The organism is Micromonospora sp. CNZ286, assembly GCF_014207755.1.
The window spans coordinates 6,083,817-6,109,926 of the sequence record NZ_JACHIZ010000001.1 but is presented as its reverse complement, the minus strand read 5'-3'; the positions used below and the strand labels follow the sequence as shown (position 1 = coordinate 6,109,926).

Annotated in this window: 27 protein-coding genes; 19 read left to right on the top strand and 8 right to left on the bottom strand. The window is 73.2% G+C overall.

Annotated elements, in window-relative coordinates:
* Positions 1 to 129 precede the first annotated feature (129 nt).
* Positions 130 to 963, top strand: coding sequence for a DUF3152 domain-containing protein (locus FHX31_RS27220; RefSeq protein ID WP_184977429.1), 834 nt, complete (start codon positions 130 to 132; stop codon positions 961 to 963).
* A gap of 20 nt (positions 964 to 983) precedes the next feature.
* On the opposite strand, the gene FHX31_RS27215 is transcribed toward FHX31_RS27220, so the two are convergent.
* Both FHX31_RS27215 and FHX31_RS27210 read right to left on the bottom strand, forming a co-directional pair.
* On the bottom strand, positions 984 to 1,409 hold the full coding sequence (locus FHX31_RS27215; RefSeq protein WP_184977428.1) for an ATP-binding protein: 426 nt from the start codon (positions 1,407 to 1,409) through the stop codon (positions 984 to 986).
* A gap of 38 nt (positions 1,410 to 1,447) precedes the next feature.
* Positions 1,448 to 2,203: an SAM-dependent methyltransferase gene (locus FHX31_RS27210; RefSeq protein ID WP_184977427.1), complete on the bottom strand. Its 756-nt coding sequence runs from the start codon at positions 2,201 to 2,203 to the stop codon at positions 1,448 to 1,450.
* Between the two features lie 84 nt (positions 2,204 to 2,287).
* On the opposite strand from FHX31_RS27210, the gene FHX31_RS27205 reads away from it, so the two are divergent.
* The gene (locus FHX31_RS27205; protein WP_013283796.1) at positions 2,288 to 2,506 is read left to right on the top strand and encodes a hypothetical protein; all 219 of its coding nucleotides are present in this window, start codon (positions 2,288 to 2,290) and stop codon (positions 2,504 to 2,506) included.
* A gap of 8 nt (positions 2,507 to 2,514) precedes the next feature.
* Here FHX31_RS27205 and FHX31_RS27200 read toward each other — a convergent pair whose 3' ends face one another.
* Both FHX31_RS27200 and FHX31_RS27195 read right to left on the bottom strand, forming a co-directional pair.
* Positions 2,515 to 3,225 (bottom strand): GAF and ANTAR domain-containing protein, encoded by a 711-nt coding sequence (locus FHX31_RS27200; RefSeq protein ID WP_013283797.1) that lies wholly within the window; start codon positions 3,223 to 3,225, stop codon positions 2,515 to 2,517.
* Between the two features lie 179 nt (positions 3,226 to 3,404).
* A complete protein-coding gene (locus FHX31_RS27195) occupies positions 3,405 to 3,854 on the bottom strand; it encodes an STAS domain-containing protein (RefSeq protein WP_184977426.1) in 450 nt (149 codons plus the stop codon).
* Between the two features lie 196 nt (positions 3,855 to 4,050).
* On the opposite strand from FHX31_RS27195, the gene FHX31_RS27190 reads away from it, so the two are divergent.
* The 11 genes from FHX31_RS27190 (at position 4,051) to FHX31_RS27140 (ending at position 15,946) form a co-directional block, all read left to right on the top strand.
* Positions 4,051 to 4,755: a GAF and ANTAR domain-containing protein gene (locus FHX31_RS27190; protein ID WP_030272867.1), complete on the top strand. Its 705-nt coding sequence runs from the start codon at positions 4,051 to 4,053 to the stop codon at positions 4,753 to 4,755.
* 22 nt (positions 4,756 to 4,777) lie between these two features.
* Positions 4,778 to 5,035 (top strand): hypothetical protein, encoded by a 258-nt coding sequence (locus FHX31_RS27185; protein WP_013283800.1) that lies wholly within the window; start codon positions 4,778 to 4,780, stop codon positions 5,033 to 5,035.
* Between the two features lie 184 nt (positions 5,036 to 5,219).
* Positions 5,220 to 5,309, top strand: coding sequence for a K(+)-transporting ATPase subunit F (kdpF, locus tag FHX31_RS27180; RefSeq protein WP_036311210.1), 90 nt, complete (start codon positions 5,220 to 5,222; stop codon positions 5,307 to 5,309).
* Positions 5,309 to 6,964 (top strand): potassium-transporting ATPase subunit KdpA, encoded by a 1,656-nt coding sequence (gene kdpA / locus FHX31_RS27175; protein ID WP_184977425.1) that lies wholly within the window; start codon positions 5,309 to 5,311, stop codon positions 6,962 to 6,964. Before kdpF ends, kdpA begins: the two co-directional genes overlap by 1 nt.
* A gap of 20 nt (positions 6,965 to 6,984) precedes the next feature.
* Positions 6,985 to 9,156, top strand: coding sequence for a potassium-transporting ATPase subunit KdpB (gene kdpB / locus FHX31_RS27170; RefSeq protein WP_013473795.1), 2,172 nt, complete (start codon positions 6,985 to 6,987; stop codon positions 9,154 to 9,156).
* The gene (locus FHX31_RS27165; RefSeq protein WP_184977424.1) at positions 9,156 to 10,037 is read left to right on the top strand and encodes a potassium-transporting ATPase subunit C; all 882 of its coding nucleotides are present in this window, start codon (positions 9,156 to 9,158) and stop codon (positions 10,035 to 10,037) included. Before kdpB ends, FHX31_RS27165 begins: the two co-directional genes overlap by 1 nt.
* An 80-nt stretch (positions 10,038 to 10,117) precedes the next feature.
* Entirely contained in the window at positions 10,118 to 12,664 is a 2,547-nt protein-coding gene (locus FHX31_RS27160; RefSeq protein ID WP_184977423.1) for a DUF4118 domain-containing protein, read from the top strand.
* Positions 12,661 to 13,341, top strand: a complete 681-nt coding sequence (locus FHX31_RS27155) for a response regulator (RefSeq protein WP_013473798.1) — start codon at positions 12,661 to 12,663, stop codon at positions 13,339 to 13,341. Before FHX31_RS27160 ends, FHX31_RS27155 begins: the two co-directional genes overlap by 4 nt.
* A 58-nt stretch (positions 13,342 to 13,399) precedes the next feature.
* Positions 13,400 to 14,506 carry a magnesium and cobalt transport protein CorA gene (locus tag FHX31_RS27150; protein WP_013283806.1) on the top strand — a complete coding sequence of 369 codons (1,107 nt, stop codon included), beginning with the start codon at positions 13,400 to 13,402 and terminating at the stop codon, positions 14,504 to 14,506.
* Between the two features lie 75 nt (positions 14,507 to 14,581).
* On the top strand, positions 14,582 to 15,565 hold the full coding sequence (locus FHX31_RS27145) for an ion transporter (protein ID WP_013473800.1): 984 nt from the start codon (positions 14,582 to 14,584) through the stop codon (positions 15,563 to 15,565).
* Positions 15,566 to 15,676: 111 nt separating this feature from the next.
* Positions 15,677 to 15,946: a GlsB/YeaQ/YmgE family stress response membrane protein gene (locus FHX31_RS27140; protein WP_184977422.1), complete on the top strand. Its 270-nt coding sequence runs from the start codon at positions 15,677 to 15,679 to the stop codon at positions 15,944 to 15,946.
* Positions 15,947 to 16,015: 69 nt separating this feature from the next.
* Here FHX31_RS27140 and FHX31_RS27135 read toward each other — a convergent pair whose 3' ends face one another.
* Positions 16,016 to 17,599: a mucoidy inhibitor MuiA family protein gene (locus FHX31_RS27135; protein ID WP_184977421.1), complete on the bottom strand. Its 1,584-nt coding sequence runs from the start codon at positions 17,597 to 17,599 to the stop codon at positions 16,016 to 16,018.
* Positions 17,600 to 17,800: 201 nt separating this feature from the next.
* Between FHX31_RS27135 and FHX31_RS27130 the strand changes: the two genes are divergently transcribed.
* Positions 17,801 to 18,142 (top strand): STAS domain-containing protein, encoded by a 342-nt coding sequence (locus tag FHX31_RS27130; protein ID WP_230651205.1) that lies wholly within the window; start codon positions 17,801 to 17,803, stop codon positions 18,140 to 18,142.
* Here the strand turns inward: FHX31_RS27130 and FHX31_RS27125 are convergent.
* Positions 18,122 to 19,390: a PP2C family protein-serine/threonine phosphatase gene (locus tag FHX31_RS27125; RefSeq protein WP_184977420.1), complete on the bottom strand. Its 1,269-nt coding sequence runs from the start codon at positions 19,388 to 19,390 to the stop codon at positions 18,122 to 18,124. The genes FHX31_RS27130 and FHX31_RS27125 overlap by 21 nt on opposite strands.
* Positions 19,391 to 19,592: 202 nt before the next feature.
* On the opposite strand from FHX31_RS27125, the gene FHX31_RS27120 reads away from it, so the two are divergent.
* The 5 genes from FHX31_RS27120 to FHX31_RS27100 are packed head-to-tail and all read left to right on the top strand — an operon-like array spanning position 19,593 to position 24,723.
* Entirely contained in the window at positions 19,593 to 21,191 is a 1,599-nt protein-coding gene (locus tag FHX31_RS27120) for an ABC transporter substrate-binding protein (RefSeq protein WP_184977419.1), read from the top strand.
* Positions 21,188 to 22,192, top strand: a complete 1,005-nt coding sequence (locus FHX31_RS27115) for an ABC transporter permease (RefSeq protein WP_184977418.1) — start codon at positions 21,188 to 21,190, stop codon at positions 22,190 to 22,192. The genes FHX31_RS27120 and FHX31_RS27115 overlap by 4 nt, the downstream gene beginning before the upstream one ends.
* Positions 22,185 to 23,051, top strand: coding sequence for an ABC transporter permease (locus tag FHX31_RS27110; protein ID WP_114919370.1), 867 nt, complete (start codon positions 22,185 to 22,187; stop codon positions 23,049 to 23,051). The genes FHX31_RS27115 and FHX31_RS27110 overlap by 8 nt, the downstream gene beginning before the upstream one ends.
* Positions 23,048 to 24,016 carry an ABC transporter ATP-binding protein gene (locus tag FHX31_RS27105; protein ID WP_184977417.1) on the top strand — a complete coding sequence of 323 codons (969 nt, stop codon included), beginning with the start codon at positions 23,048 to 23,050 and terminating at the stop codon, positions 24,014 to 24,016. The genes FHX31_RS27110 and FHX31_RS27105 overlap by 4 nt, the downstream gene beginning before the upstream one ends.
* The gene (locus FHX31_RS27100; protein ID WP_184977416.1) at positions 24,013 to 24,723 is read left to right on the top strand and encodes an ABC transporter ATP-binding protein; all 711 of its coding nucleotides are present in this window, start codon (positions 24,013 to 24,015) and stop codon (positions 24,721 to 24,723) included. The genes FHX31_RS27105 and FHX31_RS27100 overlap by 4 nt, the downstream gene beginning before the upstream one ends.
* A 7-nt stretch (positions 24,724 to 24,730) precedes the next feature.
* Here FHX31_RS27100 and FHX31_RS27095 read toward each other — a convergent pair whose 3' ends face one another.
* Together FHX31_RS27095 and FHX31_RS27090 are read right to left on the bottom strand one after the other, a co-directional pair.
* Positions 24,731 to 25,171: a hypothetical protein gene (locus tag FHX31_RS27095; RefSeq protein ID WP_047891465.1), complete on the bottom strand. Its 441-nt coding sequence runs from the start codon at positions 25,169 to 25,171 to the stop codon at positions 24,731 to 24,733.
* 122 nt (positions 25,172 to 25,293) lie between these two features.
* Positions 25,294 to 26,091: a S1 family peptidase gene (locus FHX31_RS27090; RefSeq protein WP_114919374.1), complete on the bottom strand. Its 798-nt coding sequence runs from the start codon at positions 26,089 to 26,091 to the stop codon at positions 25,294 to 25,296.
* Positions 26,092 to 26,110 lie beyond the last annotated feature (19 nt).

The window sequence follows — 26,110 nt, the reverse complement described above, 5'->3', positions numbered from 1 at the left end:
CCCTGGACTCCGACAGGCGGCAGGTCGCCCACCCCGGCACCGACGGTACCCGGCCCGCCCGTTCAACCGTCCGGGCCCGGCGTCCGTACTCCTGCCCGGAGCGGGGCGGCGCGACGGACGGAGATCGACGTGGGCGGGCACGAGCGGGGGCTGCACCGGCGGCGGAGATCGCGATCAGGGCGGTTCCTGGCGGTGGTCCTGGTCGGGGCCGTGCTCGCCGCCGGCGGGTACGCCGCGCGGCACCCGGACCTGCTGGACCGCATCGAGGTGCGCGGGACCGTGCCGGCGGCGGCACCGAGCGCGCCCCCAGCGGGCGCCCGCGCCACGCCGACGCCGGTCCCGGCGGCCGGCCGGGTGGCGCCCGGCATCGGCTACCCGGCCCGGGGTGACGGCACGTTCCGCACCGCCGACACGGTCGGCGCGGTCGCCGGCCGCTCCGGTGAGCTGCTGCGCTACCGGGTCGCGGTGGAGGACGGCATCCGCAACGTGGACGTGGAGCGGTTCGCCCGGGACGTCGCCGCCACCCTCGCCGACCGGCGCGGCTGGACCGGCGACGGCCGGTGGCGGCTGCAACGGGTGGGCCGCGACGACCCGGCCGACTTCACAGTGCTGCTCACCACGCCTGTCACCCGGGGGCGGCTCTGCGGCGACCCGAGCGACCGCTACACGTCCTGCCGCAACGGCGACCAGGTGGTGATCAACGTGGCCCGCTGGGTGTACGGGGTGCCGCACGTGACCGATCTCTCTCGCTACCGGCAGTACCTGCTCAACCACGAGGTCGGCCACCGGCTGGGCCGCGGGCACGAGCGCTGCCCCCGGGCCGGCGGCCCGGCGCCGGTCATGGTGCAGCAGACGCTCGGCCTGCACGGCTGCACCCCGAACCCGTGGCCGCTGGTGGGCGGCGAACCGCTGGCCGGGCCGTCCGGCCAGTACGACGACCCGATCCCGGCCGGGGACCGCTGAGCGGCCGGTCGGCCGGGTCGTCACCGGGAGAACGAGGCCCAGATGTTCTTGGTCTTCTCGGTGCCGTACCAGCCGACGTCGAGCGAGACCGACTGGGCCAGGAACAGCCCTCGCCCGCCCGAGTCCATCGGGTGGATGTCGGTCAGCTCCGGCACCGAACTGACGTCGTGGTCGGCCACGTCGAGCAGGAACCGGTCGTCGGTGGCGAGCAGCGTGATGATGGTGGGCGGGCGACCGTGCCGCAGCGCGTTGCTGGCCAGCTCGGTGGCGACCAGCACGACCAGGTGCGGCACCTCGTCGAGGTCCGCACCCTGCACCAGGCCGTGCCGGTTCAGCGCGTCGCGTAGGGAGGCGCGCAGGCCGCGCAGATCCTCGGGACTGTCCAGCACCCACTGCTCCAGCTCTGTGGCCTGCGGCGGCGGCGGCGAGGTGCGCAACTGTCCCATGATCTGTCTTTACCCTGCGTAGCCGTTCGCTAAGCAGGTCAGCGCCGCAGCAGTGCGAACACGCCCCACCCCAGATACTCGCGCTGGAAACGGACGTACCGCACCGGGTCCTCGGTCAGCTCCCGCCGCAGCTCCGGGGCCAGTTCGTCGTCCGGATTGGCGTCCAGCCAGCGGCGCAGGTTCAGCCAGTGCGAGGCGGTGTACCGGTCCCAGCTGTCCTGGTCGGCGAGGACCATCTCGACCAGGTCCCAGCCGCACTCTCCGAACGACTCGACCAGGCCGGGCAGATCCTTGAACTCGGCGCGGGACCGGGCGTGCGAGCCGGTGACTGCCTCGTCGTCGGGCGGGTCACGCCGCCAGTAGGGCTCGCCGACGATCGCCATGCCGCCCGGCCGCAGCGCCCGGTCGAGCAGTTCCAGCGTCCCGGGCACCCCGCCGCCGATCCAGGTCGCGCCGACGCAGGCGGCCACGTCGACCGGCCGCTCCGGGGTGTACGCCGCGGCGTCGCCGTGCACGAAACGTACCCGGCCGGCCATGCCGAGTTCGGCGGCGCGCTGCCGGGCGGCGGCGGTGAAGGCGGTGCTGATGTCGACCCCGGTGCCGGTGATCCCGTGGTCACGGGCCCAGGTGCAGAGCAATTCGCCCTTTCCGCTGCACAGGTCGAGCAGCTCGTCGCCGGGCCGCAGCCGGATCGCCCGGCCCAGCGTGGCCAGCTTGACGTCGTCGAACGGGTTGAGGATGCGCAGCTCGCCTTCGCGAATGGTGAACTGGCGCGGCAGGTCCGGTGAGGTCATTCGTGGAGGGTGCGCCGCCCGGTCACGCGGAGCAACGGAATTCCGGTCTGGGCCGGTCCGGGTCTCCTGAGGTACGGTCACCGCATGGTGGTCGAGGAACACTGGTGGAACGGCGTCAGCAACCCTCGCGGACGGCGCGACGTCTACATCCGTACCGACGGAAGCCAGTGGCAGGTCCAGGCGCAGATCGGCGGGGCGAGCGGCCGGTCCCGGATCCAGCAGTGCCCGAGCCGCGGCTCGGCGACGATCCTGGCCGGGGCGTGGCGCGCGAGCGGTTCCGGCTGGCGCGAGATGCCGCGCTGACCTCACGCTCAGTCACGAGGCCCGTGCACCGCGCGATCGACGAGTGACTCGGCGACCTCACGCAGCTTGCGGTTGGAGTCCTGGGACACCCGGGCCAGGATGGCGAACGCCTCGTCGGCCGAGCAGCGCCGCTGCCCCATGATGATGCCCTTCGCCTGCTCGATCACGGCCCGGCTCTGCATCGCCTCCTGCATCTGCTGCGCCAGCGTCGCCGTGCTCTCGTAGAGGTGGACGTTGGCGAGCGCGATGGCGGCGTACCCGGCCAGCGTCTGCGCCAGCTCGACCTGGCGGTCCAGGACGCCGGGCGATGCGCCGTAGATGTTCAGCGCGCCGACCATCGCCTCCTGGATGGGCAGGCCGATCGACAGCGAACTGGCCGCGCCCGCCGCGTGCGCCCGGGCCGCCCACTCCGGCCAGCGGCTCTCCGCCGCCATGTCCGGCACCAGCATGGCGGTGCCGGTGGTGGCGGCGTCCAGGCACGGGCCGCGGCCCTGCGCGTACTGCCACTCGTCGAGCGTCAGCGCCAGCTCACCGGTGTACGCGGCGGTGTGCGCCTCCGTGCCCTGCACCAGGGTGACCGACACCTCGGCGGTACCGGGCAGGGTGTCCTTGGCGACCTGGGCGATGGTCGACAACACCACGTCGAGGTCGACTTCGTCGTACTTGATCCGGCCGAGTCTGATCAAGGCAGCGGCGAGGTCGGGGTGGGCCTGCGGCATGAGCTGTGACGTCCTTGTGCGAAGCGACGCCGTCGGCCCGGTAGGCCGGGACGGCTGGTGACGGGGATCGGCCCGTGGTGACGGACCAGCATCCCGATTCCGGCATGGATCGGGACCTGCGCCGCTTCTTGACGCTCGTTCGTGACGCCCCCGACGGGACGTCGACTACCGGGACAACTCTACGACCCGGAGCGGGTGGGTACGACGGGACGTGCCGACCCGTCGCCGGCGGCCGGCAACGCGGGCCGATCGACGACCTCGAACGCGGTGAGCGTGCCGGTGACGCCGAGGACGCGCCGGACCACCGGGGAGGGCCGGTGCAGGACCAGCCGCCGCCCGTGCCGGGTGAGCATCCGCTGCGCCAGCACCAGCGCGCTCGTGCCGTACGCGCCGAAGAAGCTGACCTCCGACAGGTCGATCACCACGAGCGGGGCGGACGCCGCGACGGCGGTCTCCACGAGTTCTGTGAGCAGGTGCGCGTTGCTGAGGTCCACCTCGCCGGCCACCGAGATCCATGTCATGTCCACGCCTGCGTCGCAGCTCAGCCACATGATCGGCTCGTCCCGGCGGAACGCCCCGGACGCCGTGGGGACGTCATGACAGCCGAAGACCGGCCGTTCGTCCGACATGTCACCTCCGACCTCACCGATTGAGGAAGCCCGCGGCGAGCACGCCGCGAGCAGGGAGGGCACATGTCTTGACCCGTACCCGACGATACGTCGACCGGGTGGACATCGCAGCGTGGGAGGCGTTCGGACCCGCCCGTGCCGGGTACCGTCAGCGGAACGACAGACGCCGATGACCCCGCCAGGACAGGACACGAGGATGGAATCCGCCAGCATGGAACCCGCCGACGCCCTCGCGGAGCTGAGCCGGATCCGGCTCGACGAGGTGGCGCTCGACGACGTCCTGGCACGTGTCGCCGAACTGGCGAACCGGGCGGTCCCGGGCAGCGCGCACGTGTCCGTCTCCCTGGTGCAGGCGGGCGCGAACCGGGCCATCGCCTACACCAGCGACCTGGCCCGCAGCCTCGACGAGTGGCAGTACGCGCACGACGACGGCCCCTGCCTGGACGCCTCGATGAGCGCGGTGAGCATCTGCCTGCCCGATCTGGCCGACGAGCCGCGCTGGCCGGGCTGGGCCGCACGGGCCCGGGCGGCGGGAGTCCAGAGCTCGCTGTCGATCGGGTTGCCGATCCAGGAGGCGGTCACCGGGGCACTGAACATCCACGGCGGCGTGCCGCGCGCGTTCGACAAGTCGTCGATCGAGCTGGCGGAGGAGTTCGCGGCGTACGCGGCGGTGGCGCTCGCCAACGCGCACCTCTACGAGAGCACCGCGACGCTGGCCCGGCAGATGCAGGAGGCGATGCGCAGCCGGGCGGTGATCGAGCAGGCCAAGGGCATCATCATGGGCCAGCGGCGCTGCTCGGCCGAGGAGGCGTTCACGCTGCTCGCCAAGCTCTCCCAGGACTCCAACCGCAAGCTGCGCGAGGTGGCCGAGGCGCTCGTCTCCCGCGCCGCCGCCCGCTGAGGTCCGCGCCTCGCCGCTCGCGATGGCCGACCTGCGCGCGGTCGCGGCGGTGGCCGCGCTGGGTGCGGCGGTCTTCGTCGGGTTCCTCGCGCACCGCTACGGCGAGCTGACCGGCCCGGGTGACGCCTGGTCCCGGGCCGTGCCGATCGGGTTCGCCGCGGTGCTCGGCGCCGGCTACCGGCACCTCCGGTCGATCGGCGTCGAGGCCCGTCCGGTGACCCGGATCACCGGCCGCGGAGGCGGCGTGAAAAGCGCGTCAAGAAACCGCGGCCGCGCGTGATGGTCGCGTCAAGACCCCTGTCCGTCCGGCGGATACGGCGCTGTGATTGCCCGGCGCGGCCGGGAGGCGGTCGCGAGGACATCTTCCGCTAGGAGAGATCAGCCGTGTCTGACGTGCTGTTCGTGTTGCTGACGGTGGGGCTGTTCGCGGCTCTCGCCCTCGTGGTGAGGGGCGTGGAGAAGCTGTGAACGCCGTCAACGCCGTCGGCCTGGTGCTGGCGATCGGCCTGGGCGTGTTCCTGGTCGCCGCCCTGCTGTTCCCGGAGCGCTTCTGATGAGCATGACGACAGCCAGCGTGCTCTTCGTCCTGTCCCTGGTGGTGGCGCTCGTCGCCGTGCACCGGCCGTTCGGCGACTACATGCACCGCGTGGTCGCCGGAACCCGGTCGTCCCGGGTCGAGCGGGGGATCTACCGCCTGGTCGGGGTCAATCCGGCCGCCGAGCAGACCTGGGGCGTGTACGCCCGCTCGGTGCTGGCCTTCTCGGCCGTCTCCCTGCTGTTCCTGTACGCGTTCCAGCGCCTGCAGAACCACCTGTGGCTCTCGCTGGGACTCGACCCGGTGGTGCCGCACGGCGCCTGGAACACCGCTGTGTCGTTCGTGACCAACACGAACTGGCAGTGGTACTCGGGCGAGTCGACGATGGGCCACCTGGTGCAGATGGCCGGCCTGGCGGTGCAGAACTTCGTCTCGGCCGCCGTCGGCATCGCCGTGGCGGTGGCGCTGGTCCGGGGCTTCGCCCGCAGCCGCACCGGCGAGCTGGGCAACTTCTGGGTCGACCTGACCCGGGTCACGCTGCGGATCCTGCTGCCGATCGCGGTGCTCGGCGCGCTCGCGCTGATGCTCGGCGGCGTGGTGCAGAACCTGTCCGGCGGCACCGACGTGACCACGCTGACCGGCGGCACCCAGACCGTCACCGGCGGGCCGGTGGCGAGCCAGGAGGTCATCAAGGAGCTGGGCACCAACGGCGGCGGCTTCTACAACGTCAACAGCGCCCAACCGTTCGAGAACCCGACCGCGTGGACGAACTGGCTGGAGATCTTCCTGATCCTGGTGATCCCGTTCAGCCTGCCCCGGGTCTTCGGCCGGATGGTGGGGCAGAAGCGGCAGGGCTACGCGATCGTCGCCGTCATGGCGATCCTGGCGCTCGCCGGCATCACGCTGACGAACGTCTTCGAGCTGACCGGCGACGGCACGGTGCCGCAGGCGGTCGGCGCGGCGCTGGAGGGCAAGGAGGTGCGCTTCGACGTGTCGAACTCGGCCACGTTCGCGGCGGCCACCACGCTCACCTCGACCGGCGCCGTCAACTCGTTCCACGACTCGTACACCGCGCTGGGCGGCATGATGACGCTGGGCAACATGATGCTCGGCGAGGTCGCTCCCGGTGGGGTCGGCGCCGGCCTGTACGGGCTGCTGATCCTCGCGGTGATCACGGTGTTCGTGGCCGGGCTGATGGTCGGGCGCACCCCGGAGTACCTGGGCAAGAAGATCGGCTCGCGCGAGATCAAGTTCGCCTCGATGTACTTCCTGATCACCCCGGCCCTGGTGCTCACCGGCACCGCCGCCGCGTTCGCCACCGGCAACGCCTCGACGGCGCTGAACGTCGGGCCGCACGGACTGTCCGAAGTGCTCTACGCGTTCACCTCGGCCAGCAACAACAACGGCTCCGCGTTCGCCGGCATCACCGTGAACACACAGTGGTGGAACACCGCGCTCGGGCTCTGCATGCTGCTCGGCCGGTTCCTGCCGATCATCTTCGTGCTCGCGCTGGCCGGCTCGCTGGCCCGCCAGCAACCCACACCCGCCTCCGAGGGCACCCTGCCGACCCACCGGCCGCTGTTCGTCGGCATGGTCGTCGGCGTCACAGTCGTCCTCGTCGCGCTCACCTTCCTTCCCGCACTCGCGCTCGGCCCGCTGGCCGAAGGGCTGTGACAACCATGAGAGACAAGGACATGACCGCGCCTGTGCAGACTGCCGACGCGCCGGCTCCGGGCACGCCGGGCCGCCGGGACCGGGTCGGCGGCGGACTGCTCGACCCTCGCCAGTTGCTCCGGTCGTTGCCGGACGCGCTGCGCAAGCTCGACCCGCGCACCCTGTGGCGCAACCCGGTGATGCTGATCGTGGAGATCGGCGCGCTGTTCACCACTGTGCTCGCGGTCGCCGACCCGTCGGTCTTCGCGGTCGCGATCACCGTCTGGCTCTGGCTGACCGTGATCTTCGCGAACCTGGCCGAGGCGGTCGCCGAGGGACGCGGCAAGGCGCAGGCTGACACGCTGCGCCGGGCCAAGCAGGACACCATCGCCACCCGCCTGGTCGGCTGGACGCCCGGTGCCGCCGCGAACGCGTACCGGGACGAGGCGGTGCCCGCCCCGCAACTGCGGCAGGGTGACGTCGTCCTGGTCGAGGCCGGGCAGGTCATCCCCGGTGACGGCGACGTGGTGGAGGGAATCGCCAGCGTCGACGAGTCGGCGATCACCGGCGAGTCCGCCCCGGTGATCCGGGAGTCCGGCGGCGACCGCAGCGCGGTCACCGGCGGCACCCGGGTCCTCTCCGACCGGATCGTCGTCCGGATCACCCAGAAGCCGGGCGAGAGCTTCATCGAGCGGATGATCGCGCTGGTCGAGGGCGCCAACCGGCAGAAGACGCCGAACGAGATCGCGTTGAACATCCTGCTGGCCGCGCTGACGATCATCTTCCTGCTCGCCGTCGTCACGCTCCAGCCCATGGCGATCTTCGCCAAGGGTTACCAGGCCGCCGCGCCCGACACCGCGGCGATCACCGACTCCGGCGTCACCGGCGTCGTCCTCGTGTCCCTGCTGGTCTGTCTCATCCCGACCACGATCGGCGCGCTGCTGTCCGCGATCGGCATCGCCGGCATGGACCGGCTCGTGCAGCGCAACGTGCTGGCGATGAGCGGCCGGGCGGTCGAGGCGGCGGGCGACGTCAACACGCTGCTGCTGGACAAGACCGGCACGATCACGCTCGGCAACCGGCAGGCCGCCGAGTTCCTGCCGGTGACCGGCGTGGACGCGGCCACGCTCGCCGACGCGGCGCAGCTGTCCAGCCTGGCCGACGAGACCCCCGAGGGCCGCTCGGTGGTGGTGCTCGCGAAGAACGAGTACGGGCTGCGCGAGCGCGAGCCCGGTCTCATCCCGCACGCCACGTTCGTGCCGTTCACCGCGCAGACCCGGATGAGCGGCGTCGACCTCGACGCCGACGGGGGCGTCCGGCACGTCCGCAAGGGCGCGGCCGCCGCGGTGATGAAGTGGGTACGCGACAACGGCGGCCACCCGACCGAACAGGTCGGTGAACTGGTCGACGGGATCAGCGGCACCGGCGGCACGCCGCTCGTGGTGGCCGAGCACGTGGCCGGGGAACCGGCCCGGGCGCTCGGCGTCATCCACCTCAAGGACGTGGTGAAGGCCGGGATGCGGGAGCGCTTCGACGAGATGCGCCGGATGGGCATCCGCACCGTGATGATCACCGGTGACAACCCGCGTACCGCGAAGGCCATCGCCGACGAGGCGGGCGTGGACGACTTCCTCGCCGAGGCCACGCCGGAGGACAAGCTCGCGCTGATCAAGAAGGAGCAGGAGGGCGGCCGGCTCGTCGCCATGACCGGCGACGGCACCAACGACGCGCCCGCGCTGGCCCAGGCGGACGTCGGCGTCGCCATGAACACCGGCACGTCGGCCGCGAAGGAGGCCGGCAACATGGTCGACCTCGACTCCGACCCGACCAAGCTGATCGAGATCGTGGAGATCGGCAAGCAGTTGCTGATCACCCGGGGTGCGCTGACGACGTTCAGCATCGCCAACGACATCGCGAAGTACTTCGCGATCATCCCGGCCATGTTCGCCGGCATCTACCCGTCGCTGGACCGGCTCAACATCATGCGCCTGGCCAGCCCAGAGTCGGCGATCCTCTCCGCCGTCGTCTTCAACGCGATGGTCATCGTGGCGTTGATCCCGCTGGCCCTGCGCGGCGTGCGCTACCGCCCGGCCAGCGCCTCGACGCTGCTGCGCCGCAACCTGTGGCTCTACGGCCTCGGCGGCATCGTGGTGCCGTTCGTCGGCATCAAGCTCATCGACCTGCTCGTCCAGTTCGTCCCGGGGATCTCGTGATGCGCCTTCCCAGTTGGCTCTCCCAGCACCTGGCCGCCCTGCGCGCGGTGCTCGTCTTCACCGTGCTGCTCGGCCTGGTCTACCCGCTCGCCCTGGTCGCCGTCGGCCGGCTCCCAGGCCTCGACGGCAAGGCCGACGGTTCACTGCTCACCGTCGGCGGCCGGACCGTCGGCAGCTCGCTGATCGGCCAGTCGTTCATCGACGCGGACGGCAACCCGGTCCCGCGCTACTTCCAGTCCCGCCCGTCGGCCGCCGGGGACGGCTACGACCCGACCGCCACCGCGGCGGGCAACCTCGGCCCGGAGAGCGTGGTGGACACGCTCACCGGCGACGAGGAGACGTCGGCGCAGAGCCTGCTCACCCAGGTCTGCGCCCGCAGCAAGGCGGTCGGGGAACTCGACGGCGTGGACGGGCAGCGTCCGTACTGCACGCCGGACGGGGTGGGCGCGGTGCTCGCCGTGTTCCGCGCCGACGGCCTCACCGGCCGGGTCACCCGCGTGGTGAGCGTCAACCAGGCCGCGCCCGCGACGCCGTTCGTCGCCACCTGGCAGGGCGTGCCGGTGGAGGCGGCGCAGCCCGGCCACGACTACGTGGCCGAGGGCGGCATCGTCACCCCGGTACGCGGGGACGCCCCGGCGCGCCCGGCCGTACCGGCCGACGCGGTCACCGCCAGCGGCAGCGGCCTCGACCCGCACATCTCCCCGGCGTACGCCCGGATCCAGGTGGCCCGGGTGGCGCGGGAGCGCGGCGCGGACCCGGCGGCGGTACGGCGGCTGGTCGCCGAGCACACCACCGGCCGGGCGCTGGGCTTCATGGGCGAGCCCGGTGTGAACGTGCTGGAACTCAACCTGGCGCTGGACGAGGCGTTCCCGGCGCGCTGACGGAAGTGTTAAGAAGGGCCCCCTTCACCTCGCGAGGCGTTAACAGGGGGCCCTTCCTTCCACTCGGGGAGGATGGGGGCGTGGGCAGGGGTGAACTGCGGATCTATCTCGGTGCCGCTCCGGGCGTCGGGAAGACGTACGCCGTGCTCGAGGAGGCCCAGCGCCGGGCCGAGCGCGGCACCGACGTGGTGATCGGCCTGGTCGAGACGCACGGCCGCCGGCACACCGCCGAGATGATCGGCGACCTGGAGGTGGTGCCGCGCCGGTCGATGACGTACCGGGGTGTCGAGTTCACCGAGATGGACCTGGACGCGGTGCTGGCCCGGCGGCCCGAGGTCGTCGTGGTGGACGAGCTGGCCCACACGAACGTGCCCGGCTCCCGCCACGAGAAGCGCTGGCAGGACGTGCAGGAGCTGCTCGACGCCGGGATCAGCGTGCTTTCCACTGTCAACGTGCAGCACCTGGAGTCGCTGAACGACGTGGTCGCGCAGATCACCGGCACCACCCAGCGGGAGACCGTGCCGGACCAGGTGGTCCGGGCCGCCGAGCAGGTCGAGCTGGTGGACATGACGCCGGAGGCGCTGCGCCGCCGGATGGCGCACGGCAACATCTACCGGCCCGACAAGATCGACGCCGCGCTCGGCAACTACTTCCGGGTCGGCAACCTCACCGCGCTGCGCGAACTGGCGCTGCTCTGGCTGGCCGACAAGGTCGACGAGCAGCTCGACGCGTACCGCGCCCAGCAGGGCATCTCCGACACCTGGGAGGCGCGGGAACGGGTGGTGGTCGCGCTGACCGGCGGCCCCGAGGGCGAGACGCTGATCCGCCGGGCGGCCCGGATCGCCGCCCGCAGCAAGGGCGCCGACCTGCTCGCCGTGCACGTGGCCCGCAGCGACGGGCTCGCCGGCGCCGACCCGGCCCAGCTCGCCCGGCAGCGGGTGCTGGTGGAGAGCCTCGGCGGCACGTACCACCAGGTGCTCGGCACCGACATCCCGGCGGCGCTGCTGGACTTCGCCCGGGGCGTCAACGCCACCCAGCTCGTGCTCGGCGCGAGCCGCCGGGGCCGGTTCGCGCAGGTGTTCTCCCGGGGCGTCGGGGTGACCACCACCGCGCTGTCCGGCCCGATCGACGTGCACCTGGTCACCCACCCGGAGGCGGGGCGCGGGCGCCGGGGCACGTCGGTGCCCGCCGCGCTGTCCCGACGCCGGCGACTGATCGGGTACGCGCTCGCGGTGCTCGGCATGCCGCTGCTCACGCTCGTGCTGCGGACGCTGCCCGACCTCACCCTGACGAACGACATCCTGCTGTTCCTCGCCGGTGTGGTGGGCGTGGCGCTCGTCGGCGGGCTGTGGCCCGCGCTGGTCGCCGCGCTCGGCGGTTCGCTGCTGCTCAACTGGTTCTTCACCCCGCCGTACCGGACGCTCACCATCGCCGAGGCGGACAACCTGCTCGCCCTGGGCGTGTTCGTCGGCGTCGCCATCGCGGTGAGCTGGGTGGTCGACGTGGCGGCCCGGCGTACCCGGGAGGCGGCCCGGGCCTCCGCCGACGCGCAGACCCTGGCCACCGTGGCGGGCAGCGTGCTGCGCGGCGAGCGGCCGCTGCCCGCGCTGCTGGACCGGCTGCGGGAGACGTTCGGGCTGCGCGCGGTGAGCGTGCTGGAGCTGAGCGACGAGGCCGGCGGACGCCCGGCGCGCGCCCGGGGGGCGGACGCCTGGCGGGTGGTGGCGAGCGTCGGCGAGCGGCCGCCCGGCAGCCCGGGCGCGGGCGAGACGGTGGTGCCGGTCGACGACCGGCTCAGCGTGGTGCTCGCCGGCCGGCGGCTGGAGGCGGCCGACCGGCGGGTGGTCGAGGCGTTCGCCGCGCAGGCCGCCGTCGCGCTGCGCCAGGAACGGCTGGCCGAGGAGGCCGCCACCGCCCGTCCGCTCGCCGCCGCCGACCGGATGCGGACCGCGCTGCTCGCGGCGGTCAGCCACGATCTGCGTACGCCGCTGGCGTCGGCCAAGGCGGCGGTGAGCAGCCTGCGCAGCCACGACGTCGAGTTCGACGCGGACGACCGGGAGGAACTGCTCGCCACCGCCGACGAGTCGCTGGACCGGCTGGGCCGGCTGGTGGCGAACCTGCTCGACATGAGCCGGTTGCAGGCCGGCGCGCTGGGAGTGAGCGCCACCGCGATCGGGCTGGAGGACGCCGTACCCCTGGCGCTTGACGAACTGGGCCCGGCGGCGGCCGAGGTGACCACCGACATCCCGGCCGACCTGCCGGCGGCGCTCGCCGACCCGGGCCTGCTGGAGCGGGTGCTGGTCAACATCGTGGCGAACGCACTGCGGCACAGCCCGCCCGGCCGGCCGCCGGCGATCACCGGCAGCGCGCACGCCGGACAGGTCGAGCTGCGGGTGATCGACACCGGCCCGGGCATCCCGGAGGACCAGTGGGAGCACGTCTTCCTGCCGTTCCAGCGCCTCGGCGACCGGGACAACCAGACCGGGGTGGGCCTGGGGCTGGCGCTGTCCCGGGGACTCGCCGAGGCGATGGGTGGCAGCATCACCCCGGAGACCACGCCCGGTGGCGGTCTCACCATGGTGCTGCGGCTGCCGGCCGCCACCCAGCCGGAGGAGCCGCAGGAATGACCCGGATCCTGGTCGTCGACGACGAGCCGCAGATCCTGCGCGCGCTGCGGATCAACCTGCGCGCCCGGGGCTACGACGTCGAGGTGGCGGACAGCGGCGCCGCCGCGCTCAAGGCCGCCGCCGGGCACCCGCCGGACCTGGTGGTGCTCGACCTCGGCCTGCCCGACCTGGACGGCACCGACGTCATCCGGGGCCTGCGCGGCTGGACCGCCGTGCCGATCATCGTGCTGTCCGGACGGGCCGGCAGCGAGGACAAGGTGGCCGCGCTCGACGCGGGCGCCGACGACTACGTGACCAAGCCGTTCGGGGTGGACGAGCTGCTGGCCCGCATCCGCGCGGTGACCCGGCGGCTCGCCCCGGCCACGCCCGCCGTGCCCGCGCTGCGGATCGGCCGCAACACCGTCGACCTGGCCGACCGGACCGTCACCCGGGACGACGGCGTCGAGGTCAAGCTCACCCCCACCCAGTGGGCCATGCTGGAGAAGCTGCTGCGCAACCCGGGCAAGCTGGTCAGCCAGCGCCAGTTGCTGCACGACGTGTGGGGGCCGGAGTACCACCACGAGACGAACTACCTGCGGCAGTACATGGCCCAGTTGCGCCGCAAGCTGGAGGACGACCCGGCCCGGCCCCGCCACCTGATCACCGAACCGGGCATGGGCTACCGCTACCGCCCCTGACGTTTGCGCGAGCGCGGGCGGGGGACTCGGCGACCCGGCCGAGCAGCGGGGGAGGGGCATGGCGGACAACCGGTCCTCGGAGGGGTTCGGCCGCCGCCTGGACGAGCACGCCATCGACGCGGGCGCGGCCGAGCCGGAGCGACCCGACGGGCTGGTCGACAGCGGCGTCTACGTCGGCGGCGTACGCCGGGCGTCGCCGGTCACCCTCGCCGACACGTTCCGCTGCCTGCAACACCTCGACGACGCGATGGCCTGGATCGGGCTGCGCCGCCCGGGCCGGGAGGAGGTCGCCTCGCTCGCCGCCGAGTTCCAGCTCCCCGACCTGGCCGTCGAGGACGCGATCAACGCCCACCAGCGCCCCAAGCTGGAACGCTACGGCGACACCCTGTTCGTGGTGCTGCGCGCCGCCCGCTACCTGGACGCCCGGGAGGCGGTCGAGTTCGCCGAGCTGCACCTGTTCCTCGGTCCCGGTTTCGTGATCACCGTGCGGCACGGCGGCACGCCGGACCTGGCCGGGGTACGGCGGCGGCTGGAGGCCGAACCCGAGGTGCTCGCGCTCGGCCCGGAGGCGGTGCTCTACGCCGTGCTCGACCGGGTGGTGGACGGCTACGCGCCGGTGGTGGCCGGGCTGGAGAACGACATCGACGAGATCGAGACCGAGGTGTTCGGCGGCGACCCGAACGCCAGCCGCCGCATCTACGAGCTGAGCCGCGAGGTGATCCAGTTCCAGCGGGCCGCCCGGCCGCTGCTGAAGGTGGTCGACGCGCTCACGCACGGCTTCGACAGGTACGGCACGGACGAGGAACTACGCCGCCGGCTGCGCGACGTGGCCGACCACCTGACCCAGGTGGTGGAGCGGGTGGACGGGTTCCGGCACCTGCTCCAGAACATCCTCACAGTCAACGCCACACTGGTGTCGCAGGCGCAGAACGAGGAGATGCGCAGCCTGACCGCTGCCAGCTTCGAGCAGAACGAGGAGATCAAACGGGTCTCCGCGTGGGCGGCCATCCTGTTCGCACCCACCCTGATCGGCACCGTCTACGGGATGAACTTCACCCACATGCCGGAGCTGGACTGGCGGTACGGCTACCTGTTCGCGGTCACCCTGATGCTCGCCGTCTGCGGCGCGCTCTACCTGCTGTTCAAACGCCGCGGCTGGCTGTGATCCGGGCCCTGCGCACCTCGGCCCGGGCCGCCCGCCCGTGGTGATCCACTAGAGTGTCCGGGTGGCTACCCCCCGTTGCTCGCGCGTGGTCCGGCTCCGGCGCCCCGGAGGGGAACGCTGATCGGGGACACGGTTCCGGCACCGCGCGGCGGGCGCCGGACCAGTGACGGAAAGCGCGGGCTGGCCGGCCACTGTGCACGGATCGTCGCGTCCCGGCCGTTCGAGGTGGCCATCGTGGTGCTCATCATGGCCAACGGCGTGGTGCTGGGCATCGAGACGTACCCGAACCTCGGGGCCGCCGGGCCGGTGCTGCGGTGGACGGAGTGGATGTTCCGGGCGGTCTTCGTCGTGGAGATCACCATCCGGGTGCTCGCGTACGGCCGCCGCCCGCAGGACTTCTTCCGGCACGGCTGGAACGTCTTCGACCTGCTGGTGACAGCAGCCATATTCGTCCCGGGCCTGCACGGCGACTCGGCTGTGCTGCGGTTCATCCGGGTCGCCCGGGTGCTGCGCCTCGTGCGCTTCTCACCCGGCCTGCGGACCATCGTCGCGGCGCTGTGGCGCAGCCTCCCAGGCGTCGCGGGTTTCCTCGCGCTCGCCGCCGTCACGCTCTACGTGTACGGCATGGCGGGCTGGCTGATCTTCGGCGACCGCTACCCCGAGCAGTACGGCGACATCGGCCGCTCGCTCGTCACGCTGTTCGTGCTGCTGTCCCTGGAGACGCTGCCGGACCTGCTGGAACAGGGCCTGGAGGTGTCGCCGTGGACGCTGCTCTACTACGTCAGCTTCGTGATGATCGCGGTCAACCTCCTGCTGAACATCCTCATCGCCGTCATCGTCAACTCGATGGAGGAGGCGCGCCGGCTGGAGATGACCGAAGGGCTGGCCTCCGACTACGACTCCGACGGGGACGGGATACCGGACGAGGTGGACCGGATCGCGATCAGCCAGCGACTGGACGACCTGCGGATGGTGATCGCCGAGTTGGAGCGGGAACTGCGCATCGACAGGGAGGAGCCGCCCGGCGCGCCGCGCCGCCGCCAGCCCTCGGACCACTGATCAGGGACGGTCATGACAGTTCCGTGACGAACGCGGCTCCCGGGTTTGGCCGGCTGGTTGATCGGGGCAACCAGCCAGACGCCAACACATCTGAGGGAAGGGACGCCTCTCGTGGAGATCACGGGCTTCTTCACCGCGCTCATCATCGGCCTCGTCATCGGCGCGCTCGGGCGCCTGGTGGTGCCGGGCAAGCAGAACATCCCGATCTGGCTGACCCTGCTCATCGGTGTGGTCGCCGCGTTCGTCGGCACGCTGGTGGCCGGCGCGTTCGGCGTCGACGACACCCCCGGCATCGACTGGATCGAGCTGGCGCTCCAGGTCGGCTTCGCCGCCATCGGCGTCGCCGTCTTCGCCGGCCTCTACGGCCGCCGCCGCATCTGAGGACCGAAGGAAGGGCCCCTTCTTAACGCATCGCGCATGAGAAGGGGCCCTTCTTAACGTGTGTGCCGGCTACTCCCGCCAGCCGGTCAGCTCGACGCCCTTGGCCAGCTCCACCCGGAAGCCGAGGGCGATCTCGCCGCTCTCACCCGGCGCCAGTGACAGCCGCCAGGTCAGCTCACCCAGCTCCGTACGCTCGGCCGGCGGCGGCGTCAGCGCGGTCTCGCGTACCACCACCGCCTCGTCCCGGGACACCGGCAGCTGATCCTGGACCTCCACAGTGGCCGGCCGGGGCGTGTGGTTCGCCACAGTGATCCGGTACTCCACCTCCCGCCGCCGCGTCGACCCGAGCGTGGCCTTGCTCTCGGTGCGCCGGGACAGCTTCCGCTCCACCCGCAGCCGGTCGTCCACCCCGAGCGCCAGCTCGGTCTCCTCGCCCGGCGCCCACGTCTTCAGCCGCGTCGCCGCCACGAAATCGGCGCCGTGGAAGACCGACGCCGGGCCGGGCAGCAGCGTGTGGTCCGACGTGTTGCGGACCGTGGCCCGCAGGTGCGCCTCGGCGGCACGCACCGGCACGCTCACGTGGTCCAGCCGGGCCGGCAGCTCCAGCACCGCGATCGTCACCCGGTGCGCGCTGCCGTCCGCGGGCACCGCCACCGGCCGCGCGGGACGGTAGGTAGCCGCCGTCACGCCCTGCTCCACCTCGGCGACGCTCTCCCGCACCGCCGGCGCCGCGGCCCGTGCCGCGCGGGGACGGCCCGCCGGTGCCGCGCCGGGCGCCGGGGGCGGCACCACGCCGCCGAACGACGCGGCCGACACGGCCATCGGCGGCTCCGGCCGGAGCCGGTCGAGATACCAGGGCGACAATTCGGGTACGCCGCTCGCCGCCGCCGGACGGGCCGTGGAGAGCTGGAGTTCGCACTCCGGCCAGTCCTCCCCGGTGCCCTGGCTGACCAGCCCGAACCAGGTGACAGTCATGGTGTCCTCGACCAGCCGCAGGTCGTAGGAGGGCGTCCAGCGGGCGCCGTCCACCAGATATGTCAGCTCCAGCTCCACCTCGGTGTCGTCGGCGTCCACCGAGACGGACACCTCGGCGGCCAGCCGGTCCGGCTCCCGCTTGCCGCGCGCCGCGTCCAGTTCCCGGTCGACGGCGGCCAGCTCCTCGGCCAGCTCGGTGCGCCGCCGGGCCAGCCCGCGCCGCCGGGCCCGCGACTCGGTGAGCTGACCGGACACCGAGTCGGTGAAGGCCGCGACGTCGGCCGGGGCCGCGTCGCCCGCGGCCAGCGCCCGGGCGTACGTGCCACCGGCCCGCTCGGCGAGCCGGGTGAGGAACTCGCCGCGCTGTTCCTCGACCGCGTCGGTGTCACCGACCTCGGCCAGCTCGTCCGCCAGTTCCCGCCGCCGCCGTTCCAGCTCGACCACCTGGGCGTCGGTGCTGCGGGGTTGCCGCCACGCGGTCACGTCCACCCCGAGTACGGTCACCGCGCCCCGGCCACCCACCCGGATCGAGTCCCGGCGCAGGCCCAGCGGGAGCGGGGCGACGCGTACCCGGTGGTCGCCCGCGGCCAGCCGGACGCCGCCGCGGCGGGTGACCCGGGCGCGGTCCGGGTAGACGGTCACGCCGACGACGGGCGCATCGATCTCCACAGTGTCCACGGCGGCGAGGGTAGTTCAGGCGCGCCCGCGGCGGGGCTGCCGCAGAGCGGATACGCGGTGGCGCGCACTGAGGTGTCCTCCACCACTTCGCGGGTAGGCCGCTGAACCGCCGCGCACCTACGGGAGGCGATCAGGGCGGATTTCTGGCACGGTGTCGGGTAGCGACGGGTGTGCGGTGGAGGGGGAGTGGTGGAGTTCTCGGTGACGACCAGGCAGGGGCGTGTCGGCCCGGTGATCGAGGTCGCCGGCGACCTGGACATGGCCAGCGCACCGACGTTGCGTGACCGGTTGCTCGAGGTGGTGGAGACCGGCGCCCGGACGGTGGTCGTCGACCTGACCCAGGTCGGATTCGTGGACTCCAGCGGCCTGGGTGCGCTCGTGCTCGTCTACAAGAACCTGCGGGAGCGCGACGGCTGGCTCGGTCTGGCCGTCGTCCGCCAGTCGATCCGCAACGTCTTCTCGATCACCTCGGTGGACCGCGTCATCCCGCTCTTCGGCACGGTGCGTGACGCCGAGGACGGCTCACCGGCCGCGGTGCGCTGAGCGCTCCTCGTCCGGGCTGACGCGGGCGGTGTCGGCACCGGCGGTGCTGCGCCGCGGCCCGTGGTCGCCGTACCAGTCGACGACGAGCAGCGTGGCGTCGTCGGTCAGCGCCGGCCCGGCGATCTCCAGCACCGCGTCGGACAGCGCCCGGACCGCCTCGCGGGGATGCAGGTGGGAGAGGCGGAGCAGGGCGGCGGGCAGGTCGAGGTCGGCGGCGTTGCGGTCGCGCATGCCGTCGGTGACCACCACCAGCCGGTCGCCGGGTAGCAGTGGCAGCTCCCCGCTGCGGTAGCTCTCGCCGGGGAACATCCCGAACGGGAAGTTCCCCGGCAGGTCCACCGGTACGACCCGGCCGTCCCGGACCAGTATCGGTGGGACGTGCCCGGCGTTCACCAGTTCGCAGCGTCCCGTGGTCAGGTCGATGCGGCCCAGCACGGCGGTGACGTACGCGCCGCGTACGTTCGCGTTCTCCGCGACGGCCCGGTTGGCCTCCTCGGCCTGGGCGACCAGGCCGGCGCCACGGCGGCGGCTGTTGCGCAGGCTGCCCACGCCGAGGGTGGCGGTGAGCGCGCTCGCCACGCCGTGGCCCATCGCGTCGGTGACGCTGAGGTGCAGCAGGTCCCGGGCCAGGCTGTAGTCGAAGGTGTCGCCGCCGACGCTCGCGGCGGGTTCCAGCCAGCCGGAGAGAGCGAAGGCGCCGGCCTCGCAGGTGAACGAGGCGGGCAGCAGGCGACGCTGGATCTCGGCGGAGAGGCTGAACGGGGTGGTGCGCTGTCCCCACTCGAACAGGTCGGTGTGCCTGCGGTTGGCGATGACCACGAACGCCAGCGCGTGCGCGGTACGGGCGACCCAGTTCACCACGTCGCCGTCCGGGTCGTCGGGCAGGTCGATCTCCAGCAGGCCGATCGCCTCACCGCGGTCGGTGACCGGCGCCAGCACGGTCCAGGCGCCGTCGCCGGGGACGACCACCGGGGCCTGCTGACGGAGCGCCTGCTCGTAGGGCCCGCCGTCGAAGGGGAGGACCTCGGCGTCCTCCTCGCCGTGACGCCGGCCGGTACCGCCGCCGGCCGGCTGGTGCGTCAGCCGGACCAGCGCACGGCCGCTGAGGTCGGCGATCAGCAGCGAGACGCCGCGCGCGTTCAGCGCCGTGGCGATGACGCCGGTGACGGCCTCGACCGCCTGCACCGGGGCGGCGTCCTCGGCCGACTGCAACATCCCGGCCAGCACCGCCTGCTCGCTGTCCTTCATCCCCCGAGCATATTCAGCGCGCCGGACGTCCGCCTGGCGAGCGACACCGGGGGCGGCGGGTCGCCGTCATCGACCAGAGGTTATTGCATATAGTTGGCAACTACCGAATAGTGGCGGTAGCGGGCGCTCCGGCACGCGATGATCGATCCTCGCCGGAGCGCCCGCCCGCAGCCACCCGCAGACGAGTGTTCGAGGGGTTGCCGTGGCGATCAGACCCAAGCCCGTACGCGTGGCCGCGGTGCTCGCCGCCGCCCTGCTCGCCGCCGCCGGTTGCTCGTCGCCCACGGCGTCGACAGGCGGCCCGAAGGGCGCGGACACGCTCGTGGTCGCCACCGCCGGCGAGCCGGACACGCTCAACCCGGTGCTCAACTACGGCGTCGACGGCGCATCGCTGATCTTCGACGGGCTGGTCGCCCGGGACGCCCGCAACGAGCTGGTGCCCGCCCTGGCCCGTGAACTGCCTGCCGTCTCGGCGGAGGGGAAGACAGTCACCGCGAAGCTGCGCGAGGGCGTGCTGTTCCACGACGGCAGCCCGCTGACCGCCCAGGACGTGGTGTTCACCTACCAGGCGGTGCTCGACCCGGGAGTCGACTCCACGCTGCGGTCCGATCTGGACATGCTCGCCTCCGTCACCGCGCCCGACCCGGCGACGGTCGTGTTCACCCTCAAGTACGCGTACGCGCCGTTCCTGCAACGGCTGGCGCTGGGGATCGTCCCGGCGAAGGCGTTCGCCGGGCAGGACGTCAACAAGGCCGCGTTCAACCGTAAGCCGGTCGGCACCGGCCCGTACCGGTTCACCTCCTGGACACCCGGTGACCGGCTCGTGCTCGCGGCCAACGAGACGTACTGGGGTGGCAAGCCGGCGAACTCCGGCGTGGTGGTGGCGTTCGTCGCCGACGACAACGTCCGGGCCCAGCGGATGCGGGCCGGCGAGTTCGACGCGGCGGAGCTGGCACCGAAGCTCGCGTCCGGGTTCGAGGGCCGGGACGGCTACCGGGTGCAGAAGGTGCCGACCGCCGACTACCGAGGCGTCATGCTGCCGATGGGCAACCCGGTCACCGGCGACCTCGCGATCCGGAAGGCGCTGAACGTCGCGGTGGACCGGCAGGCCATGGTGACAGGCGTGCTCGGCGGCGCGGGCGAACCCGCGTTCGGCCCGGTGCCGCCCACGTCGGAATACGCCGAGCCGTCGATCGCCGGCAGGCCCGCCGCCGACACCGCCGCGGCGACCGCCGCGCTGGACGCCGCCGGGTGGAAGCCCGGCCCGGACGGCATCCGGGTGAAGGACGGGCGGCCGGCCGCGTTCGCGCTCATGTACCCGGCCACCGACAGCCTGCGCAAGGAACTGGCCCTGGCCGTCACCGCCGACGCGAAGAAGGTCGGGATCACTGTCACGCCGGAGGGCCTGACCTGGGACGCGATCACCCCGCGGATGGGTGACGACGCGCTGATGATGGGCTACGGCACGCCGTACGACCCGGACTTCGTCTCGTACAAGCTGTTCAGCTCGGCCTTCGCCGGGCAGGGCTTCTTCAACCCCGGTTCGTACCGCTCGGCTGTCACCGACGCCGCGTTGCAGGAGGGCCGGGACAACGCCGACCCGGCCGCCCGTAAGGCCGCGTACGCCACGTTCCAGAAGCAGCTCGCCGCCGACGTGCCGTGGGTGTTCCTCACCTATCTCCGGCACACCTACGTGCTGAAGGACGCCGTGACCGGGGTGACGCCGCGGGTCGAGCCGCATGAGCACGACGTCGCCAACAGCATCTGGTGGAACGTGCACACCTGGACGAAGAAGTCGTGACGGCAGCCGTGACCGGCCGGCGGCGGCCGGCCGGGGCGGGCGTCGTGGTCCGCCGGCGGCTGCTGGTGGCGGTACCGGTGCTGGCCGCCACCAGCATGGGCATGTTCGCCCTGGGCGCCGCCTCCCCGATCGACCCGGCCCAGCAGTACGCGGGCGCGGCGGCGTTCACCACGAGCGAGGAGAACCTGGCGCAGATCCGCGCCAACTGGGGCGTCGACGATCCGCTGCCGGTGCAGTACGCCCGCTGGATCGGCAACCTGCTGCGCGGCGACCTGGGCTGGTCGACGAGCCGGCACGAGCCGGTCACCTCGGTGCTCGCGGCCCGGGCCGGCTGGACGCTGCTGCTCGTCGCCACCGCGCTGGCCCTGGTGCTGGTGGCGAGCGTGCTGCTGGGCACGCTGGCCGCGTACCGCAGGGGTGGCTGGTTCGACAGGGCGCTGCGCGCCGTCGCGTACGCCGTGCAGTCCATGCCGGTGTTCTGGATCGGCCTCGCGGCGATCGCCGTGTTCGCCCTCAGCCTCGGCTGGCTGCCCGCCGGCGGGCTCACCGACATCACCGCCACGAGCACCGACCCGGCCGACGTGGCCCGGCACCTGGTGCTCCCCGTGACGGTGCTGGCGATCTCCCAGGCGCCGTGGTTCGTGCTGTTCGTCCGCGACGCGGTCGCCGAGAGCCTGCGCGACGACCACGTCCTGGCCGCCCGCGCCCGAGGGCTCCCCGGCCGGGTCGTCCTGTTCGGACACGCGCTGCGGACCGCGCTGCTGCCGTTCCTCACCCTGGTCGGCACGCACCTGCCCGAACTCGTCGGCGGCGCGGTCCTGGTGGAGACCGTGTTCTCCCTGCCCGGCCTCGGCGCGGTCACCGTCGAGGCCGCGCTGGGTGCCGACTTCCCGCTGCTCGCGGCCACGACGCTGGCCACCACCGTCGTGGTGCTGACCGCGAACCTGGTCACCGACCTCGCCTACGCCGCCGCCGACCCCCGGGTACGCCTCGATGACTGACCTCGCCCTCCCTGCGCGCGTCCGGCGCCTGCGCCTCCCCGGCGGCGTCGGCACGACCGTCGCCGTCATCGTGCTCGCCGGTGTCGTCGCCGCCGCGCTTCTCGCCCCGGTCCTGTGGCCGCTCGACCAGAGCGCCGTCGACCTCTCCCGTACCCGGCTCGCGCCCTCGCCGGAGAACCTGGCCGGCACCGACGACCTCGGCCGCGACGTGGCTCTGCGCAGCCTCTACGGCCTGCGCGTCTCGCTGCTCGTCGGCGCGGTCGCCGCGCTCGTCGCGGCGGTCATCGGCGGCCTGGTCGGCGCCGTCGCCGGCAGCGTCGGCGGCTGGGTCGACCGGGCGCTCATGCGCGTCGTGGACACCGTCGCCGCGCTGCCGCACCTGCTGCTGGGCATCTTCATCGTGGCGATGCTGCGTCCCAGCCTCGGCGCGGTGATCGCGTCCATCGCGCTGACGCACTGGCTGTCCACCGCCCGGATCGTCCGCTCCGAGCTGCTCAGCCTGCGCAACCGGCCGTTCGTGGACGCCGCGATCTCCGGCGGCGCGGGGCGCGTCCGGGTGCTCACCCGGCACCTGCTGCCGCACGTGCTGCCGCGCCTGGCGCTGGCGACCACGCTCATGGTGCCGCACGCCGTCTGGCACGAGACCGCGCTGTCGTTCCTCGGCCTCGGCCTGCCGCCGCACCTGGCCTCGATCGGCAACATGATCAACGACGGGCAGCGGTCACTGCTCACCGGCGCCTGGTGGGCCAGCATCGTCCCCGGCCTCCTGCTGGTGGCGGCCACGCTGGCGCTCGCCGTGCTCACCGGCCGCTGGCGTGACCGCCTCGACCCGCGCGTACGAGCGGAGCTGCACCTGTGACCGCCCCGGCGCTGCTGACCGTCGACGGGCTGACCGTCCGTTTCCGGCTGCGCGACGCGGTCGTGCACGCCGTCACCGACCTGAGCCTCACGCTGCGGCCCGGCGAGCTGCTCGCAGTGGTCGGTGAGTCCGGGTGCGGCAAGTCCGTCCTCGCGCACGCCCTGCTCGGCCTGCTGCCGCGCAACGCCACCGTCACCGGGCAGGCCCGCCTGCACGCGCCGGGACGCGAGGAGGCCGACCTGATCGGCGCGGGGGAGCGGCACCTCGCCCGGCACGTACGCGGCCGGGGCGTGGGCCTCGTCCCGCAGAGCCCCGCCACCGCGCTCACCCCGGTGCGTACCGGGCGGAAGCTGCTGGAGGAGACGCTGCGCGCCCACGGACACAGCCGCCGCGACGCGCCGGCCGCCGCCGACCGGATCGCCGCCGACGTCGGTCTCGACCCGGCCGACCTGAACCGGTACCCGCACGAGCTGTCCGGCGGCATGGCCCAGCGGCTCGCCACCGCGCTCGCCCTCGCGCCCGACCCGCCGGTGCTGCTCGCCGACGAACCCACCACCGGCCTCGACCGGCCGCTCGTCGACCACACGCTGGACCTGCTGCGCCGCCGCTGCGACACCGGCGCCGCCGTCCTGCTCATCACGCACGACCTGACCGCCGCGCGCCGCGTCGCGGACACCGTCGCCGTGATGTACGCCAGCCGCATCGTCGAACACCGCCCCACCGAGGCGCTGTTCGACGACCCGGCCCACCCGTACACCGCCGGTCTGCTCGACGCGCTGCCCGACCGCGCCTTCGTTCCGGTACCCGGCCACCCGCCTGCGCTCACCGACCTGCCCGGCGGCTGCGCCTTCGCCCCGCGCTGCGCCCGCGCCACCGACACCTGCGACGCCCTGCCCCGCCTCGCCGCCGACGGCGAGGGCCGGGTCGCCTGCCACCACCCGCTGCGCGAGGAGGTACCGGCATGACGCTCACGGTTCCCGGCGCCACCGACGCCGCCGCCCCGGGCGCCGCGCCGGCCGCCGGGCTCGCCGCGCACCAGGTCTGCGTCGCGTACGGGGGGCAGCGCGTCCTCGACCGGGTCGACCTGCACGTCGCCCCGGGCGAGACGGTCGGACTGCGCGGCCCCTCGGGCAGCGGCAAGTCCACTCTGGCCCGCGTCCTCGCCCTGCTGCACGCCCCGGACGGCGGTCACGTCACGATCGACGGTCAACCGCTCGGCGGCGTCCGCCACCGCCTGCCGGCGCACCTGCGCACCCGCGTCGCGATCCTGTTCCAGAGCCCGCGCGCCGCCACCGACCCGCGGCTCAGCCTCGCCGACATCATCGCCGAGCCGCTATGCGCCACCGGCACATCACGCGAGCAGGCGGCCGCCCGTACGGCGGAACTGGCCGACCTGGTCGGCCTCACCGCCGACCTGCTGACCCGCCGACCGCACGCGGTGAGCGACGGGCAACTGCAACGCGCCTGCCTGGCCCGCGCCCTGGTGCATCGGCCGGACTACCTGCTCTGCGACGAGGCGACCGCGATGCTCGACGCCTCCACCCAGGCGCACGTCGCCGCCGTCGTCACCGACTACCAGCGCCGGCAGGGAGCCGGGGTCCTGGTCATCACCCACGACCCGGCGCTGATGGCCCGCTGGGCCAACCGGGTGGTGGACCTGCCGGCGGCGTGACGTCGCGTCACTCCTGCACCGGGCGGCGTACGACGCCCAGCGCCCCGGCGACGACGGCCCCGAATCCGACGGCCATGAGCGGCATCCCCATCCCGAAGGGCAGCTCACCGACCCAGTTGATGCTGTCGCGCTCCGGCAGCGCGCCCAGGCTCACCGCGACCACCGCACCGGCGAGGAACATCCCGGCCACCGCTGCGCCGACCGCGAGCTTGGCGCACGCCACGCTCCGCCCGGCCCAGAGACCGGCGAGGACGGCGATCACCAGGGACACCACGACCAGCCAGGTCCAACCGCCCTCGGCCTCCAGGTAGGTCCAGCCCGAGTACGACCACTGATGGAGGCGGCTGGCGCGGAACCAGGGGATCAGGTAGCCGAGCAGCGCGGTGGCGCTGCCGACCAGGAGCAGCGCGTCGGGGGCGGGGCGGTACCAGCGAGGGGAGTCGTCCATGCGTCCGGAAGGTAGCAGTCACCCTCATCCACGTGCACAGGCGACGGTGCCGCGGCCCGGCCGTACGGACGTGGCGGTGACCCGGCCGCTGCGCCGCGACCGGGCCACCGCGCCCCGCGCTGTCAGCCGCCCAGACTCGCGGCGGCGGACTGGATCGCCGAGGCGAACGTGCTGACCTGGGTGTAGACGCCGGGGTAGTTGGGGCGGGCGCAGCCGTTGCCCCAGCTCACGATGCCCACCTGAATCCAGGCGTTGGCGGCGTCCCGGCGGAACATCGGGCCACCCGAGTCACCCTGGCAGGTGTCGACACCGCCGCTGGCGTACCCGGCGCAGATCTCCTCGCCGGGAATGACGTCACCGCCGTAGTAGCGGTTGCAGGTGGTGTCGTCGACGAACGGCACGCTGGCCTTGAGCAGGTAGCGCTGCTGTGCGCCGCCCTCCCGCGCGGCGCCCCAGCCGGCCACCGTGAAGGTGCCGTTGTCGTACGCCGTGCTGGTCGCGATCTTGAGCGTGGCGAGCGAGGTGACCGGGGAGGCGAGCCGGATCAGCGCCCAGTCGTCGCCGTTGCCGTTGTAACCGGGGGCGCGGTAGACGTAGTTGGAGCGGACCTGGATCCGGCTGGAGGACTGGAGGTCCACCACGCCCAGGGTGGCGGTGATGCTGGTGTTGGCGCCGGTGCGGCCGACGCAGTGCGCGGCGGTGAGGACCAGTCGCGGGCTGTAGAGCGCTCCGCCGCAGCCCATCGAGAGCCGGACCATGAACGGGAACTCGCCCTGCGCGGCCCGGGTGCCGCCGACGACGTACGGCGTCATGTCCCCGGCCGGGGCCGCCGTGGCCGGCGCGGTCACGGCGACCGCTCCCGCGGTGACCACTGCCAACACGGCCGCCATCCGGCCGACAAATCTACGCCAACGGACCATGGTCCCTCCCGACATCGAC

Bases quoted from the DNA above. Each gene is read 5' to 3' on its own strand.
- FHX31_RS27150 (WP_013283806.1), top strand. From the start codon at position 13,400: ATGGCGGACAACCGGTCCTCGGAGGGGTTCGGCCGCCGCCTGGACGAG.
- kdpB (WP_013473795.1), top strand. From the start codon at position 6,985: ATGACCGCGCCTGTGCAGACTGCCGACGCGCCGGCTCCGGGCACGCCG.
- FHX31_RS27090 (WP_114919374.1), bottom strand. From the start codon at position 26,091: ATGGTCCGTTGGCGTAGATTTGTCGGCCGGATGGCGGCCGTGTTGGCA.
- FHX31_RS27125 (WP_184977420.1), bottom strand. From the start codon at position 19,390: ATGAAGGACAGCGAGCAGGCGGTGCTGGCCGGGATGTTGCAGTCGGCC.
- FHX31_RS27205 (WP_013283796.1), top strand. From the start codon at position 2,288: ATGGTGGTCGAGGAACACTGGTGGAACGGCGTCAGCAACCCTCGCGGA.
- FHX31_RS27095 (WP_047891465.1), bottom strand. From the start codon at position 25,171: ATGGACGACTCCCCTCGCTGGTACCGCCCCGCCCCCGACGCGCTGCTC.
- FHX31_RS27185 (WP_013283800.1), top strand. From the start codon at position 4,778: ATGGCCGACCTGCGCGCGGTCGCGGCGGTGGCCGCGCTGGGTGCGGCG.
- FHX31_RS27195 (WP_184977426.1), bottom strand. From the start codon at position 3,854: ATGTCGGACGAACGGCCGGTCTTCGGCTGTCATGACGTCCCCACGGCG.
- FHX31_RS27155 (WP_013473798.1), top strand. From the start codon at position 12,661: ATGACCCGGATCCTGGTCGTCGACGACGAGCCGCAGATCCTGCGCGCG.
- FHX31_RS27190 (WP_030272867.1), top strand. From the start codon at position 4,051: ATGGAATCCGCCAGCATGGAACCCGCCGACGCCCTCGCGGAGCTGAGC.
- FHX31_RS27210 (WP_184977427.1), bottom strand. From the start codon at position 2,203: ATGACCTCACCGGACCTGCCGCGCCAGTTCACCATTCGCGAAGGCGAG.
- FHX31_RS27200 (WP_013283797.1), bottom strand. From the start codon at position 3,225: ATGCCGCAGGCCCACCCCGACCTCGCCGCTGCCTTGATCAGACTCGGC.
- FHX31_RS27110 (WP_114919370.1), top strand. From the start codon at position 22,185: ATGACTGACCTCGCCCTCCCTGCGCGCGTCCGGCGCCTGCGCCTCCCC.
- FHX31_RS27215 (WP_184977428.1), bottom strand. From the start codon at position 1,409: ATGGGACAGTTGCGCACCTCGCCGCCGCCGCCGCAGGCCACAGAGCTG.
- FHX31_RS27165 (WP_184977424.1), top strand. From the start codon at position 9,156: ATGCGCCTTCCCAGTTGGCTCTCCCAGCACCTGGCCGCCCTGCGCGCG.
- kdpA (WP_184977425.1), top strand. From the start codon at position 5,309: ATGAGCATGACGACAGCCAGCGTGCTCTTCGTCCTGTCCCTGGTGGTG.
- FHX31_RS27100 (WP_184977416.1), top strand. From the start codon at position 24,013: ATGACGCTCACGGTTCCCGGCGCCACCGACGCCGCCGCCCCGGGCGCC.